Source organism: Cellulomonas sp. P4_A2 (assembly GCF_056402515.1).
The window spans coordinates 1-418 of record NZ_JBFUHG010000148.1 but is presented as its reverse complement, the minus strand read 5'-3'; the positions used below and the strand labels follow the sequence as shown (position 1 = coordinate 418).

Below are 418 nucleotides of genomic sequence, written 5' to 3'. Positions count from 1 at the left end.
CCGGGGCTGCGGATCGTACGCAGTCACCCGGGCTACATCGAGCGGCTGCACCGCGCCGGCCACCGCGTGCACGTCTGGACGGTCAATGAACCCGAGGACGTGGAGCTCTGCGCACGCCTTGGCGTCGAGGCAATCATCACGAACCGCCCAAAACAGGTCCTGTCCCAACTGGGTCGCTTTTAACATCAGTTACAGGGTGTACACCGGCGCATTCAGTCCGTATTCGATCGTTACGAATGCGTCACTGGCGGGCCATTGGCCGGTTTCCGGTCCAGTCCAGGAGGGCATCCACTCCGTGGCGTGGGGCAAAGGAGGTCTCGGGGGTGGCGTTGGTGGTGGCACAGGAAGTGCCCACGTCGTCGAGCATGGCCGTACCCCATGGCCCTGCGGGCGTGGGGCAGGCGCGGCACCGGATGCG

The 418-nt window shown here is 65.6% G+C and carries 1 protein-coding gene; it reads left to right on the top strand.

The window, feature by feature from the left end; translation table 11 throughout:
* Window positions 1–183, top strand: a 183-nt coding sequence (locus AC1DUE_RS20475) for a glycerophosphodiester phosphodiesterase (RefSeq protein ID WP_477041238.1), incomplete at its 5' end; no start/stop codon positions are given.
* Between the last annotated feature and the right edge of the window lie 235 nt (window positions 184–418).